General features: G+C 37.1%; 1 rRNA gene. It reads left to right on the forward strand.

Annotation, left to right across the window (positions count from 1 at the left end):
• Positions 1 to 261 precede the first annotated feature (261 nt).
• Positions 262 to 936 (forward strand): 23S ribosomal RNA (locus CJ670_RS07170); the annotation flags it as partial.

A 936-nucleotide genomic window follows, 5' to 3' on the forward strand; every position in this document is an offset into this window, starting at 1 on the left:
ATGATATTTAAAAATATAATGTTAAAGTCTTTAAAAATTTTTCGTAAAATTAAATAGTAATGTTTAATTTTAAATAAAAATTTCATATCTAAAATTTAATAGAGATATTAAAAAACTATAGATAACACAACTAACTTATTAAAGTATGTACTTGTATGTATGTTTAATAAGATAGTAGCCAAAGAATATTATCAAATTTAGAATAACTAGAAATAGTTATTTTAGGCAAATAAAACTAAATCTAAATTTATTTAGATTTAATAATAAGCTATTAAGGGCTAATGGTGGATGCCTTGACTGTAAGAGGCGATGAAGGACGTATTAGGCTGCGATAAGCCTCGGGGAGCTGCCAAAGAGCTTTGATCCGAGGATTTCCGAATGGGGCAACCCAGCATGGTGAGAACTATGTTACCCTACGGGGAGCGAACCTGGTGAAGTGAAACATCTCAGTAGCCAGAGGAAGAGAAATCAAATGAGATTCCCATAGTAGCGGCGAGCGAACTGGGATTAGGACAAACCCAATGCTTGCATTGGGGGTTGTAGGACTATAATGTGTAATTAAAGAGAATAGATGAAATAGTTGGAAAGCTATAGCATAGAAGGTGATACTCCTGTAATTAAAATTCTCAATAATACTAATAGTATCCTGAGTAGGTCGGAACACGTGATATTTTGACTGAAGCTGGGGGGACCACCCTCCAATCCTAAATACTACTTACAGATCGATAGTGAACAAGTACCGTGAGGGAAAGGTGAAAAGTACTGCAGCGAGCAGAGTGAAATAGAACCTGAAACCATTAGCTTACAATCATTCAGAGCCCTATGTCTTGTACAGGGTGATGGACTGCCTTTTGCATAATGAGCCTGCGAGTTGTGGTGTCTGGCAAGGTTAAGCCAAGTGCGAAGCCGTAGCGAAAGCGAGTCTTAATAGGGCGA

The sequence above is a fragment of the Arcobacter cryaerophilus gv. crypticus genome, assembly GCF_002993025.1.
Taxonomy (GTDB): Bacteria; Campylobacterota; Campylobacteria; order Campylobacterales; family Arcobacteraceae; genus Aliarcobacter; species Aliarcobacter cryaerophilus_B.